The organism is bacterium, from assembly GCA_024228115.1.
Taxonomy (GTDB): domain Bacteria; phylum Myxococcota_A; class UBA9160; order UBA9160; family UBA6930.
In genome coordinates, this window is record JAAETT010000054.1 from 1 (window position 1) to 15,586 (window position 15,586).

Annotated in this window: 19 protein-coding genes; 4 read left to right on the forward strand and 15 right to left on the reverse strand. The window is 63.2% G+C overall.

Features of this window, described 5'->3' with window-relative positions; all coding sequences use genetic code 11:
- Both GY937_02375 and GY937_02380 read left to right on the forward strand, forming a co-directional pair.
- The coding region (locus tag GY937_02375; GenBank protein ID MCP5055550.1) for an SDR family oxidoreductase at positions 1 to 867 on the forward strand (867 nt) is incomplete at its 5' end.
- A 115-nt stretch (positions 868 to 982) separates the two neighbouring features.
- Positions 983 to 1,846 (forward strand): NAD(P)-dependent oxidoreductase, encoded by an 864-nt coding sequence (locus GY937_02380; GenBank protein ID MCP5055551.1) that lies wholly within the window; start codon positions 983 to 985, stop codon positions 1,844 to 1,846.
- Positions 1,847 to 1,896: 50 nt separating this feature from the next.
- Here the strand turns inward: GY937_02380 and GY937_02385 are convergent, their stop codons facing one another.
- From GY937_02385 to GY937_02400, 4 genes are read right to left on the reverse strand one after another with little or no spacing between them, the layout of a single operon-like run.
- On the reverse strand, positions 1,897 to 3,195 hold the full coding sequence (locus GY937_02385) for a hypothetical protein (GenBank protein MCP5055552.1): 1,299 nt from the start codon (positions 3,193 to 3,195) through the stop codon (positions 1,897 to 1,899).
- A 3-nt stretch (positions 3,196 to 3,198) separates the two neighbouring features.
- Entirely contained in the window at positions 3,199 to 3,759 is a 561-nt protein-coding gene (locus tag GY937_02390; GenBank protein ID MCP5055553.1) for a nuclear transport factor 2 family protein, read from the reverse strand.
- Positions 3,760 to 3,790: 31 nt separating this feature from the next.
- Positions 3,791 to 5,263, reverse strand: a complete 1,473-nt coding sequence (locus GY937_02395; protein MCP5055554.1) for an aldehyde dehydrogenase family protein — start codon at positions 5,261 to 5,263, stop codon at positions 3,791 to 3,793.
- 2 nt (positions 5,264 to 5,265) lie between these two features.
- On the reverse strand, positions 5,266 to 6,024 hold the full coding sequence (locus GY937_02400) for an SDR family oxidoreductase (protein MCP5055555.1): 759 nt from the start codon (positions 6,022 to 6,024) through the stop codon (positions 5,266 to 5,268).
- A gap of 94 nt (positions 6,025 to 6,118) precedes the next feature.
- Here GY937_02400 and GY937_02405 point away from each other — a divergent pair, with 94 nt between their 5' ends.
- Positions 6,119 to 6,733 (forward strand): TetR/AcrR family transcriptional regulator, encoded by a 615-nt coding sequence (locus tag GY937_02405; protein ID MCP5055556.1) that lies wholly within the window; start codon positions 6,119 to 6,121, stop codon positions 6,731 to 6,733.
- Positions 6,734 to 6,746: 13 nt separating this feature from the next.
- Here GY937_02405 and GY937_02410 read toward each other — a convergent pair whose 3' ends face one another.
- Together GY937_02410 and GY937_02415 are read right to left on the reverse strand one after the other, a co-directional pair.
- Positions 6,747 to 7,190, reverse strand: a complete 444-nt coding sequence (locus GY937_02410; protein MCP5055557.1) for an 8-oxo-dGTP diphosphatase — start codon at positions 7,188 to 7,190, stop codon at positions 6,747 to 6,749.
- 58 nt (positions 7,191 to 7,248) lie between these two features.
- Positions 7,249 to 7,863, reverse strand: coding sequence for a glutathione S-transferase (locus tag GY937_02415; GenBank protein MCP5055558.1), 615 nt, complete (start codon positions 7,861 to 7,863; stop codon positions 7,249 to 7,251).
- Between the two features lie 62 nt (positions 7,864 to 7,925).
- Here GY937_02415 and GY937_02420 point away from each other — a divergent pair, with 62 nt between their 5' ends.
- Complete coding sequence (locus tag GY937_02420) at positions 7,926 to 8,384, forward strand: hypothetical protein (protein MCP5055559.1); 459 nt, start codon at positions 7,926 to 7,928, stop codon at positions 8,382 to 8,384.
- A gap of 1 nt (position 8,385) precedes the next feature.
- Here the strand turns inward: GY937_02420 and GY937_02425 are convergent, their stop codons facing one another.
- From GY937_02425 to GY937_02465, 9 genes are all read right to left on the reverse strand, one after another.
- The gene (locus GY937_02425; GenBank protein ID MCP5055560.1) at positions 8,386 to 9,258 is read right to left on the reverse strand and encodes a TIGR03619 family F420-dependent LLM class oxidoreductase; all 873 of its coding nucleotides are present in this window, start codon (positions 9,256 to 9,258) and stop codon (positions 8,386 to 8,388) included.
- 66 nt (positions 9,259 to 9,324) lie between these two features.
- The gene (locus GY937_02430; GenBank protein ID MCP5055561.1) at positions 9,325 to 9,756 is read right to left on the reverse strand and encodes a two pore domain potassium channel family protein; all 432 of its coding nucleotides are present in this window, start codon (positions 9,754 to 9,756) and stop codon (positions 9,325 to 9,327) included.
- On the reverse strand, positions 9,753 to 10,478 hold the full coding sequence (locus GY937_02435) for an HAD family hydrolase (GenBank protein ID MCP5055562.1): 726 nt from the start codon (positions 10,476 to 10,478) through the stop codon (positions 9,753 to 9,755). The genes GY937_02430 and GY937_02435 overlap by 4 nt, the downstream gene beginning before the upstream one ends.
- A gap of 33 nt (positions 10,479 to 10,511) precedes the next feature.
- Positions 10,512 to 11,114: a hypothetical protein gene (locus GY937_02440; GenBank protein ID MCP5055563.1), complete on the reverse strand. Its 603-nt coding sequence runs from the start codon at positions 11,112 to 11,114 to the stop codon at positions 10,512 to 10,514.
- A gap of 116 nt (positions 11,115 to 11,230) precedes the next feature.
- A complete protein-coding gene (locus GY937_02445; protein ID MCP5055564.1) occupies positions 11,231 to 11,854 on the reverse strand; it encodes a hypothetical protein in 624 nt (207 codons plus the stop codon).
- A gap of 179 nt (positions 11,855 to 12,033) precedes the next feature.
- Positions 12,034 to 13,329: a flagellar hook protein FlgE gene (locus GY937_02450; protein MCP5055565.1), complete on the reverse strand. Its 1,296-nt coding sequence runs from the start codon at positions 13,327 to 13,329 to the stop codon at positions 12,034 to 12,036.
- Between the two features lie 12 nt (positions 13,330 to 13,341).
- A complete protein-coding gene (locus GY937_02455) occupies positions 13,342 to 13,548 on the reverse strand; it encodes a hypothetical protein (protein MCP5055566.1) in 207 nt (68 codons plus the stop codon).
- Entirely contained in the window at positions 13,545 to 14,189 is a 645-nt protein-coding gene (locus tag GY937_02460) for a hypothetical protein (protein ID MCP5055567.1), read from the reverse strand. Before GY937_02460 ends, GY937_02455 begins: the two co-directional genes overlap by 4 nt.
- Before the next feature lie 12 nt (positions 14,190 to 14,201).
- Positions 14,202 to 15,578, reverse strand: coding sequence for a flagellar hook-length control protein FliK (locus tag GY937_02465; protein MCP5055568.1), 1,377 nt, complete (start codon positions 15,576 to 15,578; stop codon positions 14,202 to 14,204).
- Positions 15,579 to 15,586: the final 8 nt, after the last annotated feature.

The window sequence follows — 15,586 nt, forward strand, 5'->3', positions numbered from 1 at the left end:
CGGTCGAGCCGGGAGGGCGTTCGCCCTGGGTCAAGGACCTTTCGACCCGGAAGATCTGAATCGGAATCCGGAACGGCGGGCTGCGTCGCCCCCCGGCCAAATGATCAGATTTCTACGCTTCTGAGTGAGCGTCTACAGGCCATCGTCACGGGCGCGGCCCGAGGGATCGGTCGGGCAACGGCGGTCGAGCTCGCCAGGGCGGGCGCCCGCGCCGTCGTGTTGGCCGACTTGCGTCAGGCGCTCTCTCTGGAAACTGCAGCCCTGGTACGCGCCGAGGGAGCCGAAGCGCTCGCCCTCGAAACCGATGTCTCCGACCTCGCCTCTCTACGTCGCCTCATGGGAGAGACCGAGGACCGATTCGGCGGTCTTCACATCCTGCATAACAATGCGGGCCTCGGCGAAGGCCCGCACACGTGGCCGGATCTGCCGAGCGACCGCGCCGTAGCGGTCATCGACGTCAACCTGCGCGGTGTCATCCTCGGCACCCAGCTGGCACTCGAGGCCATGAAACGCTCCGGTGGCGGTGCCGTCGTCAACACGTCCTCAGGCGGTGCCTTCGTCCCGCTTCCCCAGCAGGCCGTGTACGTCGCAACCAAGGCAGGCGTCGTTCACTTCACGAAATCCTGCGTGCCCCTCCAGGAAAGCCACGGCGTACGCGTGAGCTGTGTCTGCCCAGGCGTCGTCGCTACGGATATGGTGCAAGAGACGGGTCCTGACGGACCGGCGGCGTGGCTGCAGCCGATCATCGATGGCGTGGAAATGCTGGCGCCGGAAGACATCGCGGCCAAGGTCCTCGAGTTGATCCGCGACCCGGAGAGCGCGGGAAAGATCGCGTTCGTCGGGAACCAACCGCGCGAAGCGGGCTGACGATCGAACTCCGGCGAGGCGGGTCCAGCGCCTTCGACATCGCTCGAAATTCAACGACACGCCTCCGATGCGCGGCCCACGCGGTATCCTTGACGATCGGAAAGGGGAGCCCTCAATGACGACGCGCGTAGGCTACATCGGACTGGGCGACATGGGGATGCCCATGGCTTCGCACCTCGCCCCCGCTGGCTTCGATACGACTGTCTGCGATCTGGACAATTTGAAGGTTCAACGGCTCGTAACGGGTGGCGCAAAGGCGGCTTCCAATGCACGGGAAGCAGGAATGCGATCGGACGTTCTCTGTGTCTGCGTTCCTACGGACGCGCATGTGCGAGCCGTCCTCACTGGGAAGGACGGGGCGTTGGAAGGCGTGGCGGCCGGCACGCTGATCGCCATCCACAGCACCGTGCAGCCCGAGACGATCGAGGAAATGGCCAAGGCCGCGGATGCAAAGGGCGCCGTGGTGATCGATGCCTGCGTCACGGGTGGCTCCCACGGCGCCGCGGCCGGCGAACTCGTCTTCCTGGTCGGCGGTGACGACGCATCGATCGAAAAGGCTCGACCGGTCCTCGACGCGAGTTCAAAGGCCATTGTACATGCAGGGCCCCTCGGAAGCGGAGCCAAGCTCAAGCTTGCGGTGAACACGCTGACCTACATCCAATGGGCGGCGGCCCGCGAATCCTTTCTTCTGGCGAAGGCGTCGGGGCTCGACCCGGATGTCTTCATCGAAGCCGTTCGCTCGAACGGCCAGCTCACCGATCTGCAGCTCCGCTTCCTGGCCCTGCACCGGATGCCCGATGAGGCGGCATCGAGCGAAGCCTTCCAGGCCTTCAGCCGCCTTCAAATGAACACGGCAGAAAAGGACCTCGCCCATGCCCTCGACCTGGCACGCAAGCACGGGCTCGCCATGCCGACGGCGGGCCTCGTCTCCCAGGACATGGCGCGCATCTACCGGGTGAAAGACGAGGGCCGGCGCTGACGCGGCCACGCAGGGCACCGGCCGGGCCATGCCGCGATTGCCGCCCGCGACTAGCCGCGAAGTGGGCGGCGCTGCTCGAAGGTGAATTCGGCCCCCCGGCTGAGGTGTGCGAGCTTCAGTTCGACGGGCTCTGCCTGGGGTTCGGATGTGGCATCGATGACCACGTCCCAGGCGAGCTCGGCGTCGGTGGGGTTTTCGACCGGCTGACAACGCGCCCGGGGATTCACTGCAAGAGCGATCGCGTCCAGCGCGGGATGGGTTTCGGGGCCGAGGCCTGCGAGCCAGGAGTAGGAGTCGCCTTCCTGAAGCGCTGGACAATCGCTGAGCCGCAGGCGTGCGGATGAGACGCCCGTCACTTCGATGTGGAGATCGACGTAGGTTCTGGGGTGAAAATGGGGATGGAGCTGGAAGACCTTTGCGATCGCATCGATTCCATCGCCCTCGATCGCCATGGCAGCGCGGAGCCGAACTGCAGCCAATGCCGCAGCACCGATCCACTGGCGCTTACCCAGATCGGCCGCGGCTTCCTCGCTATGCCGCTCGGCGATGTTCAGCATCAAGGCACGGGCAAGCAGATGTATTTGAACGCTGGCTTCCTGGCAGATCACGAGCAGCGCGCGGTGGCCCAGATCCTCCAGCTGGAATCCGGGATCGAATGGACCTGAGTAGTCCGCCCAACCACCGGCCTCGAGGCTCTTTTCGGGAAGCGCGATTGAAGTGGTGGCAATCTTCGTCGCTTGCATTCGCGCAAGATTCGCGTGCTGCTGGTACGGCGTCGCTTCCTCTTCGAAGTACACGGCCCAGCGACAATGAGGCGTTCGCCCGGCTGGCCGACGCGGCGGGCGATGGATCGGTCGCATCTTCATGCGCGGATTCGTCGCGGCTGCGGTCGCATCGAAGGTGGGATCCTCGATGTCGTGGCACATCCGCTTCACGCGCGCTTCGCCGAACGGCTCGACATCCATCAATGCGCCGCAATGAGGCAGCCAGAACTCACCGTATTCCGGGTTGTCCAGCTGGAACTGGAAATCCATGAACTGGGGCGGAGCACCGATATCGAGCTGCAGGTTCTTGAACACCGTGCCGACATCATCGCCCTGGAAACCGAGTGCCTTCTGCATGCGCACGGAGTAGATCGGGCTCGCTCCCATCCACTCGTCGATGGAGAGTTGGAGCTGGGCGTCTTCGCCGAGCAATTGCATCGCGAGGGGCAGCCCAACGCGATCTTGAAGATGCCCGATCAGCAGATATTCCCTACCGAGATTGCAGAGCGCTTGACGAGAAAAGCTCGCGAGCGTGACATCCGGATCGAATCCCTCGGAGTAGTCCGCCCGCAGGCGCGCCGGCAACCGCTACGCCTCTCGGTCGACGAGCGTCGAGAACCAGTCGAACTCGCTACGTCGAACCCAGCCGGGCATCTTCGAGCCCTTCTTCATGCGCTCCTGCATTGCCGGGGTCAGCTGACCGTTCTTCGCCATCGCACCGAAAACAGTGCCTGCATTGATGTGATCGAAGAAATCCCGCTGCCAAGCCCATCGGAAATCTCCCGCATAGCGGAACCATGAGCCGCCGGTTCCGTGGATCTCATAGGGCACGCCATCCGGATCCTCGATCGGTGCAACCTGCCGCCAGATTCCGATAAACTCACCCTTTTGATCGTCGATGAGGGTGCGGACGTAGGGATACGTCCATTGCTCCAGCCCTTCCATCTCCGTGCCGAAAACCCAATCGTGGATCTCTTTGCGGCCCCGCGCGACGAACTCCCAATTCGGCCCGTTGTTCCAACTATAGATCGCATCCTCGGCATAGAATGCAGACATCTTCGACCAATCGCCTGTCGCTCCAGCCTCGTTGTTGGCCGCGACCCAACGGCGCACCATCTCTTCGATCTCTTCGCGGGGGAAAGAAGGCATGAAGGTCACTCCTCGTTGTGCTGGTTGCGCTTCATGGGTTGCGGACCGGTAGGGCCATGACCTTTGTTTCCAGGTGTTCCTCGAATCCCATTTCGCCGTTTTCGCGGCCGAGGCCGCTCTGGCCGTAGCCGCCGAAGGGGGAGCTGACGTGGAACCACATGCCTCCGTTGACGGAGATCGTGCCGGTCTTGATGCGACGGGCCACGGCCAACGCGTGTTCGTCGTCGCCGCTATGTACGGCGCCGGAAAGTCCGTAGATCGAGTCATTGGCGATACGAATCGCATCGTCTTCGTCCTCGTAGGGCAGAACGCAGCAGACCGGACCGAAGATCTCTTCCTGGGCGATCGTCATTCCGGGATCGACATCCACGAAGAGCGTCGGCTCGACGAAGAAACCCTTGCCGTCAGGTCGACCCCCGCCAACCAGACATCGAGCGCCCTCCTGCTTGCCCTTCTCGATGTAGTCCAGCACACGCGCCTGCTGGCGTTTCGAAATCTGCGGCCCTTGCAGGTTGGCTGGATTCGTTGGATCTCCCCAGTTCCAGCCCTCGAAAGCACTCTTCATGATCTCGATGGAATCTGAGTACCGGGAGCGCGGTACCAGCCAGCGGGTCGTGAGTGCACAGCCCTGACCGGCATGGACACAGGTCATTGCCGCACCGGGGAGCACACTCTCCAGCTTTGCATCGTCCAGGACGATCGAAGCGCTCTTTCCCCCGAGCTCGAGGAATGCCTTCTTCACGGTTGCCGAGGCATTCTCCATCACGCGGCGACCGGTCGCTGTGGAGCCGGTAAAGGTCACCAGATCGACGCGTGGATCTCCGGAGAGCACCTCACCCGTCAGATGATCGGAAGAAGCCACGATGTTGACGATGCCCGGCGGAAGATCGGTTTTCTCGGTGATGATCTTCCCGAGATGGGTCGCACTCCACGGCGTATCGGGCGCCGGCTTCAGGACGATGCTGCAGCCCGCTGCGAGAGAAGGCCCGATCTTCGCGATGTTCAGATAGAGCGGAACGTTCCAGGGTGTGATCGCACCGACCACTCCCATCGGCTCGCGGCGCAGGAGGCGACGATTCTCTCTCCCCCCGAACGGAATGGTCGCCATTTCCGTTTCGTACTCGTAGTTCTCCGCCAGCTCGGCCCAGTACGCCATCATCTCGATCGGGTCATCGACATGCATGAAACCCGTGAGCGAAACGCACGCACCGGCTTCGCCCACCACGATTGCACGGAGCTGCTCCTTCTCCTCGAGCATCCCTGCGTGGAGCTGCCGAAGGCAACGAGCGCGGAAACCGGGATTCGTGGCCCAGTCGGTCTCGTCGAATGAACGACGGGCCGCGGCCAGAGCGGCCTGCATGTCATCCTTGGTGCCATCGCTGGCGTTACCCAGGATTTCTTCCGTTGCCGGGTTCACGTTGTCGAAACGGTTGCCGTTCGAGGATTCAACCAGCTCGCCGTCGATCAGATTGCGCGTTTCCGGCGAAAGAGGCTCGAGCGCCATCGCTAGGCCCTCACGATCTGGCCGCCGTCTACCGCCAGGATCTGCCCGGTAATCCACGCGGCAGCATCGGACAAGAGGAAGAGACAGGCGGAAGCCATATCCGCCGGTTGACCGAGCCGTGGCAGAGCCAACGAAGACACCAGCTGATCCTTGAATGCCTCGGGTACCTGATTGCCGAGCGCGGCCGTGTCCGTCGGTCCGGGCGCAATGGCGTTCACACGGATCCCCGCATGCCCGAGTTCTTTCGCAAGGCAGTGGGTCAAGCCGTTCATGCCGAGCTTGGCGAGGCCGTAATAGCCAACGCCCATCCAGGCGGCCGTCGATGATTGGTTCACGATGGCGCCACCACCTCGCTCCTTCATGCTTCGATGGCATGCTCGCGTACAAAGCAACGCGCCGTCCATGTTCACGCTCATGAACTTCTTGTAGTAGTCGAGATCGACCGTGAGGAGCGAAGCGAGCTCCATGTCGCCGAAGATGGCCGCGTTGTTCACCAGGAAATCGATCCCGCCGAATTCTCCGACGACGTTTTCTGCCATCGTCCGGGTCGAGGCTTCACTGGCTACATCGACCTCCACGAAGAGGGCCGTTCCGCCTGAAGCGCGAATCTCCTCGGCGACGCGCTCACCGTTCTGCTTCACGATCTCGGCGATCGCGACCTTCGCGCCTTCGGCGGCCAACGCTTTCGCATAGCCCTCGCCGATCCCGCCGCCGGCACCGGTGACGACCGCAACCTTGCCTTCGATGCCCGGAAAGCTCATGGGGGTCTCCTCGACGATGATCGGGCGACGATACGCCGCTTCCATAACGTTTGCAATGGAAATTATGATACCGTTCAGCCGTGAGAAGCGACCCATGGCCCCCCAGACTGTCCGCCGGACCCAGGCCGAACGCACCGCAGAAACCCGAGCGCTGATCATGGACGCAGTGGTCGAGTGCATTGCGGACGTCGGGTTCGGTGGCGCTACCGCCTCGGAGATCACCCGCCGAGCCGGCGTGACCTGGGGCGCAGTGCAGCACCACTTTGGCGACAAGGACGGCATCCTGCGTGCGGTACTCGAAGATTCCTTCGAACGCTTCGCGGAACGTCTCGATGACATGCCCGAAGCCGGAGCGCCACTGGACGAGCGCATCGATGCGTTCATCGATTGTGCATGGTCACATTTCGGGAGTGCGGACTACCAATCGACGTTCGAGATCCTCTTGCAGGTCGAGCGCACCCGCGCGCCCGGGGATCTACCCACCTGGCAATCCGGTATGAGCGAGGAATGGAACCGGATCTGGCAGGGCGCGTTCGCGGATTCGCGACTCTCTCGAAGGGAGAGCCTGGCCCTTCAGCGCTACACGGTCTCCGTGCTCACAGGGATCGCTTCGATGCTGGTGATCGGCGGAGCGGGCCGAGGAAGGCCCGAAACCGAGCTGGATCTGTTGAAGGCCACCCTCTCCCGCAAGCTCCAAGGCCTGGCGTGACCTCCGACATCCACTACGGAACCACCTGCAACCGGTGGTCCAACATCCTGTCGCCGTCGAAGATGAATCGCCCGTCGAAAGCGGAGCCGGCAAGAAGATGGGGAAGCCAGAGTTCGTCGTCTTCCCACATCTCTTCGTAGGGGAGTTTCTCCCGATCGAACCAGAGCGGAATGGCCTCTTCGGTTTCGGTGGGTTCGCCTGTGTAGCCTGTCGCCTGGAAGACGTGCACGTGGATGGAGTAGCCATCCACGAATTGGAAGCGACTCTCTCCGCCCTTCCTCAGCCCCTCGGGTTTGATCAGGAGTTCTTCCTCGACCTCTCGAATGGCACATTGCAGAGGTGTCTCGCCCGGCTCGAGACGTCCACCCGGACCGTTGATCTTTCCGGCACCGAGCCCCCGCTTCTTGCGAATCAACAGCACGCGGCCATTGTTGACGATGAAGACCAGGGTGGCCACGTCAGCAGCAACCCAGCTCGACCATTCGATCTCGTCGATCCGGCGGGCGACCGGTTTGCTAGGCGTCAGCGCTAGGCCTTCCCTTGGCCATCTCGAGCCAGGCGTTTACGTTCTTCAGCGCCGGATCGATCGGCTGACCGACCTGGGCGCCAAAATCTGCGAACGCGAAGAGCGCTACGTCGGCCAGGCTGAAGCGGCCAGGAACGATGGTATCCCGGCCGGCCATCTGCTCATCGAGCCACGAAAGGCCATCCTGAGCGCAGCTCTTCTGCCAATCCGAAGCCTCGGGCAGGAGACGCATGCGATCCTTGAAGAGCGCGCTGCCCTCGCCATTTCGAAAACCATCCGTGAGGGGAGCAATGATCTTCCACTCGACCCTGCGCACCCACATGCGGGTCTCGGCGCGTTCCGCCGCCGTCGTCCCGATCAGCGCCGGTTCCGGCTTCAGCTCTTCGATCAGCTCGCAGATGGCGATCGTTTCGGAGATGATCTGGCCGTCGTCGAGTTCGAGAGAAGGCATCCCGGCCGCCGGATTCTTCGCCATGTATTCAGCCTGGCGATTCTCGCCGGCCATGATGTCCACCTCCTGGACATTTCCCAGATCGAAGCCTTTCTCGGCGGCGAACACACGGACCAGCTTGGGATTGGGCCCGATCGAGTTGTAGAACTTCATCGACGTTCACTTCTCCTTGGTTGATCCGCGCGCGAAGCCTCGGCAGTCTACCATCGATCGATATGAGGTGGATCTTCGGCAGCTTGGGGCTCGCTCTGGCCCTGGCCTGCGGTGGCCCGGTGGGCCCGCTCCCGGGCGACGAACGCGCCTATCCGATAGCGGGCTTCGGCTTCGCCGCGGCGGAAGAACGAATCGCCGTCGAGGTTGGCGGCAACTCTCCCCATTCCGTGCATACCTGGGCCGTGGTGCTGGAAGACACGCTCTTCGTTCCCGCCGATTTCTTCAACCCCGGAAAGCGCTGGCCGCAGTTGGCGCTGGCCGATCCCCGCGCACGCATCCGAATCACCGGAGAAATCTTCGTCTGCCGCCTCGTGCGCATCGACGACACCGATCTCATCGATCGCCTGCGAGTAGCAGCGGCCGAAAAGTACGACATCGAGGCGGACTCCTGGGCAGCAAGCATCGAAGTCTGGTGGTTCCGCGTCGAGCCGCCTCGAACCGCAGGATCTCTCCAGCCGTGATTCAGCCAGCCTTCGCGATCACGTTGTCGCCGAAACCCTTGAGGGCGTCGATCTTGGTTTGCAGCGGCGTCCGATCTTCCTCGTAGGCATTTCGGAAACCCACGATCGCGTCGGTCACGCCCTTGTCTTCGAGGCGTTTGATTCCGTCCGCTGTGTAGGCATCCATCGAGATGACATGAATCTCGAAGGGGTTGGTTTCCCGGCCGTACTCCCCACGCAGCTCCTGGATCCGCGTGATCGCCGCATCCAGATCGGAAGCTTCGCCGCCGCCTGCGTGCATCCAACCATCTCCGCTTCGTGCCGCTCGTCTGAGGGCGGCGTCCGCGTGACCGCCGATCAGAAGCGGGATGGGCTGTGTCGGCCGGGGGCAGAGTTTGATCGGCTCGATGTCGAAGTGTTCGCCGTGAAACTCGAAGAAGTTGCCCGTCTGGAGCCCCTGGAAGATCTCGATCATCTCATCGAGGCGCTTGCCGCGACCCTTCCAGGGGACGTCGAGAACACGGAAGTCGTCCGGCCAGGGCGAAAGGCCGACACCGAAGCCGAGCCTGTTCTCCGTGAGGACGGCAACCGAGATCGCTTGTTTGGCAGCGAGAACCGGATGTCGCATCGGAAGCTTCACCACGAAGGTGGTGAAGCGAAGGCGTTCCGTCACCGCGCCGAGGGCCCCCATCAACACGAAGGGATCGATGAAGGGCTTGTCTTCGAGAAAACCGCGATCTCCGTCCGGCGTGTAGGGGTATTTCGAGTTGGATTCCTTCGGATAGAAAATGCTCTCGGGGACGCAGAACGAATGGAAACCGGCCGACTCCGCCTCGATGGCGAGGGGAGCGTATTGCAGGGGATCGCACATGGATTCGGCGAAAGTAAAACGCACGAGATCTCTCCCTTGGCTGGATTGCTACACGGTGCACGGTACGAAGCTACGCGTGGCGAGAAGGACTCAGTCCTCGATGTGCCAGTATCTCTGCATCTCGACGTAGGTAAACGAGGCTGTCCAGGCGATCAACACGAGGCCCGTCAGAGCCTCGACGCCGCACAAGATTCGCAGCGACCCGACGGGGACCAGATCGCCGTAACCCAACGACGTATAGGTCACGATCGAGAAGTACATGACATCTCGCGCGGTCGAGATGGGCCCATCGATCTCGCCATAGCCTCCCTGGATCAGCAAACCGATTCCCAGCGCGAAGACCAGCGATTCGGCCAGGTGGGTCGCCACTGCGACGATGATCACCAGCCCGACGCGAAAGCGGCGGGGGATACGGCTGCGCGGAAGCCTGAACGAGAGATATCTCAGCACTTCGAAGTGCATTCCGATCGCGATCAGCACGAGGATGACGGTCGACACAGCGACGAAGAGGTTGGCTGTCACGCGTGAGCAGCCTCGAACGAGTCCGCTAGTTCCTCCAGATCAGCGAGCCGGGGGCAATCGGTCTCCCCCCAATCGTCGAATGGATCCAGCAAAGCGGTATGGATTCCGCACGCTCGCGCACCCAGCACATCGGCATGGTAGAGATCCCCGACATGAACAGTGGCCTCCGGCCTGGCGCCAGCGCATTCGAGGGCGGAATCGAAGATCCGCCGATCCGGCTTCTCGAAACCGACGACGTGGGAGTCGACGACTTCATCGAAATACGACAGGAGCCCGCAATTCTCCAGCGCTCGCTTCACCGTTCCATCCGAATTGCTCACCACGACGAGCCTGAGTTCCATCATCCGCAGGCGCTCGAGGGCCTCGCGGGTTCCTGGTAGCACCCAGCACCATAGACGATCGGAGGCCCCGGGCTCGCGAACCACCGCCGCAACCTCTGCGGCCAGCGCCTCCGAGGCGTCAGGTGGCCGGGGCAATGCCTCGAGCGCAAACCTCAGGTAGGTCGTGAAGGCGTCGTTCCCTTCCGTGCGCCCCTGATCGTGAGCCCAAGACGAAACCCGCGGTCGCGCGGCGGCCTCGGCGCGGCGCAACTCGTTCGGCTCGCAGGCATGCCCCCGGGACGAAAGCTCCCCTGCCACCAGATCGAAATCGATGGAAACGAGCGTGTTCCCGGCATCCAGGAACACCGTATCGAGCTTGGCAAAGGGGATGCGTGAAGGCACGCGGGAAGGTTAGCTGCTCACGCCCGGCCGGCTTCAACCCTCACCGAGGCCCCTCCAGAAGACTGCGGCGAATCCGATGAAAAGAGCCGTCACGGCCAGGATCCCTGCGCCAAGGAGGCGCACCGGGCGATCCTGATCTCGCCGTATGAAATGCGCGCTGCCGAGCACCACCAGGAGCAACTCGGCCGCCAGGAAGAACTGCCCGAAGTGGCGAGGATCCCAGTAGGAAACGGGGCTCGGAAAGCGCCATGCCGTAAGGGGCAGGAAGTGCCGGTGGGCATCGTCGTGATGCACGAGAAAATCAGCCCCTGCATGCAATCCCATGCTGACGAACAGCAGCTGCAGAAAGCGCGACCCTCGCCATCGCGCCAGCAGCCAGCCGAGTGCAATCAGTGGCAAGGAGTTGAACGCATCGATGGAGAGCTGCCAGCCCGAAGCGAAATATCGATCCTGCCAGACCAGCGTTTCAGAAGTTCCGAGCAAGCCGCGCTCCACCGCATACATCACCAGGATCGGGACGTCCGGAATCAAGGCACCGGCCAGGATCGGCATCCAGGGCTGCCCGGGACCCCGCCCGACCACGAGCAGATTCAAGACGACGTGGGCCGGCGTATTCACGCGGGGAGCATCCGTCATCCGGAGGGAGGCCCGCCACTCGCCTGCCGCGCTCCGTTTATCATTGCGGATCGCTAGCCAGGGGGAGGCCGACGCCGGCGACTCCCGCTCCCGCAGGGGCCGTGGAGCGACCCAGGCTAGTCGGAGTCGCCTGCGCTGCCGAAGAGATCTGGAGTCATTCGGGCGGTGGGCTCCGAGGGCTCCGGTCTCGACTCTTCTGACGCGAAATGCGTGACGGCATTGCGAACCGTTTCGAAGGTTTCGGCCCGTTCGGCAGCGACAACCTCGCGACGGGCACCGAATGCCATCAGCAAGCCCGCCGCGTCGCGAAGCCCGCGGTCCAGGCCCCGGGCCGCAGCATCAGCGAACTCCTCGAGCTTTGCGCGACTCGAATTCGGTTCCTCGAGCTGGAACGCATCGTAGACGTAGCTGATGATGCCGGTGAAGATGCGATCGGCCGTTGCAGACGCCGACGGATCCTTGGGCATCATGATCGACTCGAGGAAGGCCTCGCGTCCAGACGCTTCGAGGCTCTCCTTTCCGAGGGAGAGTTCTTGCTCGATGAGCGTCAGGGTACGCGTCGCGACTTCGGCGCGCGCGAGGGATTCTCGCGCACCGAGCGAGATCTCGACGCGAACGCCGCGTTCGACAGGAGCGTCCTCGCGCCTCAGAGGGGCGCGGGGTACATGCTCTTCGGCGACGCGAAGGACCGCGTCTACGGGTTCGGGTCGTACAGGGCTTGCGGGGGGGAGTTCCGGCATCCTTGCGGCTCCGGCCCCAATGTCCGGGTGGATTCCCCGGCCTTGGGGACTTCAACCCGTTTCGGCCCACCCGGAGTTCCACTTGAGGTCGAATCACCACGTTCAGAGTGAAATCATGCCACGGGGCCCCGCAGGGAAGAGCCCTACGAAGCCCCGAAGAGCCCTTGAACGCCAGGGCTTTACTGGCCGAGTTGCACCACGTTGGCCAAAAGCTCGTTGGTCACCGAGACCGTCCGGGTGTTCGCCTGGAAGGCGCGCTGGTTGATGATCAGCCGCACGAACTGATCTGCCAGGTCCACATTCGACTGTTCGAAGTTGCTGGACCGAATGGCACCGAACTGACCGCTTCGGGCTTGGCCGATCAGAGGCTGCCCCGAAGCCCGCGTCTCCAGCAAGTTGTTGTTTCCTTGGGACGCCATGCCCTCGACGTTCGGAAACTGTGCCAACGCGAGCTGCACGATGTTGCGTGTCTCTCCGTTCGAGAAACTGCCCACCATCATTCCGTCCGTATCGATACTGATCCCCTGTAGGGCGCCCGGCGCGAAGCCATCCTGGCTGGTCGAGTTCGGCGCGGATTGAGCAGCGTACTGCGTCGTCGGCTCGCCGGTGCCAACCCCGGCAATTGGACCGAAGTTGAAGCTGACGGCCTGGCCTGGGGCTGAGCCGCCTGTGAAGTCGAAGGTCACAGGATTTCCAGTGACGGCGGTCAAATTGCCCGAAGTGTCGAACGTCATGTTGCCGCCGCCCATCACGACGAAGGGATCACCCGGGGCCGCAGGCGCGGTCGTGGTGTCGAGTGGATCGACAGCCGCCGCCCAGGTCCAGGTATTGGGCGCCGCGGTCTTGGTGAAGAAGACCGTCGTCGGATGTCCCGTTCCGAGAGAATCGAAGAGCGTGACCGTTTGCTGGAAGTTCGACGTCAATTGCGCATTGCCGGGGGCGAAGGGGCCCGTAGCGGGGGACGTCGCGTCGAGGTTCAAGGACATGTCGACGGTGGCCGAGACCTGCGCCGACGAGATACCTGGGATCAGCCGGATGTCCGCCAACTGGCCTGTAGAGGTTCCTGTAATCGGATCGATGGTGAAACCCTGGACGTTGAAGCCTTCCTTGTCTACCAGGTAGCCCTCGTTGTCGAAGCCGAACAAGCCAGCCCGGGTATAGCGACGACCACCAGCAGCATCATCCAGGATGAAGAATCCTGAGCCCTCGATCGCCATATCCGTCGGACGGTCGCTGGATTCGAAACTTCCCTGGCTATCCACGCGGATGATTCGCGCGACCCTTGCGCCGGAGCCGGTCTGCGAGAAACCGCCACCGGTTCCAATGGCCTGGCCGAGGATGTCGGAAAACTCGGCGCGGCGCTGCTTGAAGCCGGGCGTGTTGACGTTGGCGATGTTCTCACCGATCACGGAGATAGCCGTGGAGGTCGTCTCGAGACCGGTGACACTTGAAAACAGTGCGTTGGAAAGTGACATGAAAATAGGACCTCAGCTGTAATGGGGGTTGGAATAGACGCCGTCGAACTCATCCGAGTGAACGGCTTCAGCGCTGCGCCGCTGTGCGGACACGGCTTCACGGAGAATCGAATGGAAAGGCGGTGCTGGAGAGAGCCGCATCCAACGGGCCCAACGGACCCGCATGCGGCCCAACCAGGTCGTCGTCCGGTGCTTCGAGAGGGTCGTCCGATGACTCATTCCCGCACCTCCCGCACGTCGGCGAGGTTCGCCTCGGCGCGCCCGAGGAAGAGCACGCCATCCTGGATGGCCGTGCCGGTCACGCGGCTCTCGACCAGCGGTCGGGCTGCCGCGCCCTCGAGCTGGTTGATGCGGACCGTGTAGAGCCCCGGACCCGGCTGGCTGCTGAAGTCGTCCCAGTCGAGTTCGGTCATGCCGGCTTCCTGCAATCCGAGATCGTCGATGCGGGCGGCGACCACGCCCTTCTCATTGACGATCTCCACGCTGCGCACGTCGGCGGGCTCGGAGAGTTCGAAGGCCAGCTTCGGCTGCTGGTTCGGATCCGTGCCGATCTCGAACTGGCTGCCCTGCACGAGCACGTTCTTTCCTATCAGCCCCACGGCACCAAGGGTCTGTGCCTGAACCTGCACCGAGGCAAGCTCGTCGATCGCTTCGCGCATGCCGAGCAGCTGCTCGAGGCTCGAGAACTGAGCCAGCTGAGCCGTGAACTCGGTGCCCTCCTGGGGCTCCAGCGGATCCTGATTCTCCAACTGGGCGATCAGCATGGTCAGAAAATCCTGCTGGCCGAGTTGGGGCTTCTCAGCGGCGGAGCCCGTGATGCTCGCCGCGGAGTTCTGTGTGATGACATCTGTAGAGATCATGATGTTCCTTCCTCAGGCCAGGAGATCGATGGCGGTGTGCAAGTCGACGACGGGCGGAGGCATTGTGAGCGTCGAGCCCGGTTCGCTCCCGTCTTCCGATGCAAGCTCCTGCGAGCCTGATCGTTCGTCGCTTCCCTCGCGCTTCTCGCCGCCCGCCTTGGCCGAAGCGTCTTGCTGGGCTTGCGGGTTGGTTTGGGCGGGGCTGTCATCATTGGCTAGATCCGACTGAAGCCCCCGCACATCGAACTGGTCGATACGCAACTCGCGCATGCTGAGTGCGTCGACGAGGAGATCCCGGCTCTGGGCTGCCGCCATCTGGGCAGCGGGTTCCTGAGCGCGAATCACGATGTCGACGGCCGATCCGCGCACTTTCACCATGAGCTCGAGCTCTCCGAGTTCGGGCGGGTGCAAGGAGATGCGAGCGTTGCCGCCCTGGCGAGCCGCCAGCCACTCGACGTGAACGGGCAACACCTCCTCGGGTGCGCCAGCTCCGGGCAGCGGGGCGGCCGTGGAAGTCGTCGCCGGAGCGGTCGATGCCTGGGTGGTCTCGACGGGAGCGACTGGAACCGCGGAAGACTGCGAAGAAACCGGAGGAGCGGGAGCCGGTCGGGCCTCGTCTCGCGCTTCCAGGGCCGCCGCAAACTCGCTCCCTCTTGCCGTGGGCGGCAGCGTTTCACTTTCGACATCGGGCGCCTGACCGCGCAGAGCGGCATCCTGCGCGCCGCCGTCGGAGCCGGTCGTCATGCCGCCACCTGTCGCTCCGACCTGGAGATCGGGTGCGACCTGCGCGGCCTCGGGAAGGGCACGAGCCGACGATTCTGTAGCCGGCGGTTGCGCGACAGGCAGCTCGGCAACTGCAGCTTCAATGACTGCAGGCGTCGGGAGTTCGGCGACCGCAGGAGCCACCGCCGCTTCAGGAAGAGGCCGGATCGGGGCAGCTGAAGCCGCTTCAGATTTCTCTCCCGACAAGTTCTCTTGCAGATTCTCGCGGAGGCCTTCGCCAAGGTTCTCGATCAACGCCGCACTCCGTCCGGGTTGCTCGACTTCGGCATCCTGCAGGGCCGGTAGTGGAAGCTGGGCGCTCGAGTTCTGCACTCCCTCATCAACCGGCAGCGGAATGTTCGGGTTGAGGCCCTGGGTCATCGGAAGGATGCGATTGTCCTGTGCCAGCTGAGTGGCGCCGACTTCCGCAGCCAGGCTCGCCAGGATCTGCCCTTCGCCTTCTTCGGCTCCGGTCTCTCCCGCGTCGCCCTGAAACTGATCTTCCTGAGTCGTTGCCTCGGCAAGCAACTCTTCGAATGCGGCTCCGTCGGCTGTCTGTTCATCGCTCTGCGATGCACCGGACGCGGGCAGTTCTGCCGGCTCGCTGATGATGGCCTGTACGTTCATGTCTTTCC